General features: G+C 74.6%; 1 protein-coding gene and 1 pseudogene. Both read left to right on the top strand.

Features of this window, described 5'->3' with window-relative positions; genetic code table 11:
- A pseudogene (locus tag HMPREF0975_RS14355) lies at window positions 1-289 on the top strand (hypothetical protein); the annotation flags it as partial.
- Between the two features lie 4 nt (window positions 290-293).
- Window positions 294-800, top strand: a 507-nt coding sequence (locus tag HMPREF0975_RS14350; protein ID WP_009234964.1) for a uroporphyrinogen-III synthase, incomplete at its 3' end; no start/stop codon positions are given.

The following is an 800-nucleotide window of genomic DNA, read 5'->3' as shown; positions in this document are numbered from 1 at the left end:
GGGCTGCGCGGCGCCGGTTGGAGCCTGGGCGCGCCTGCGCGGCGGCGAGCGGGAGCTGGGGGTGCTCGTGCTTCGGGCGGTGGTCACCTCGCTCGATGGTGGCCGGGAGGTCGGCTGCGAGCTGAGTACCGAGCTGCCCGAGGCCGCTGGGGGACCGGTTACGCCGGGAGATTCAGCGGCGGCGGTTCGTGCGGCGCAGGCGCTGGGCGTCCGAGTGGCGGAGGTCCTGTTGGAGGACGGTGCCGCTGACATCGTCGACCTGCACGCCGACAAGCCCCGACGGGACTGAGGCCATGGCCGAGTCAGCCTCAGGCAGCCGGCCGGATGGACGCCCGCCGGGACAGTCCCACAAGGTTGCCGGCACTCCGTTGGCAGGCCGGGTCGTGCTGCTGCCGCGGCTGCGCGAGCGCGACCGGATCGCCTCGGCGCTGGAGCGGGCGGGGTCCCAGGTGCTGCGCGTGGCTGTGACGCGGACCGTTCCCGGTGAAACTGCGGTTTTGGAGGTGACCGCGCGGCAGATTGTGGCGGGCGAGGCCGCCTGGCTGGTGCTCACCTCGGCCCGCACGGTCGAGGTGCTAACGCCGTACCTGCTCGCCGAGGTCGGAATCGGCCCGACGGCCGGCGCCCCCGGACACCGCGACGCTCCTGACGCTTCCAACGCAGACCCCGACGCCGCTGCTTCCCCGGCCCGAGCCGCATCGTCTGAGCAGCGCCAGCTCGCCGCCGCGACCTCCTCGATGCGGGTGGCCGTCGTCGGGCCGGCGACCGCGCGCGCCTGGACCGGACTCACCGGGACCTCC

The organism is Actinomyces sp. oral taxon 849 str. F0330 (genome assembly GCF_000239715.1).
Taxonomy (GTDB): Bacteria; Actinomycetota; Actinomycetes; order Actinomycetales; family Actinomycetaceae; genus Actinomyces; species Actinomyces johnsonii.
The sequence above is the reverse complement of the archived record's forward strand: the minus strand, read 5'-3'. Positions and strand labels throughout refer to the sequence as shown.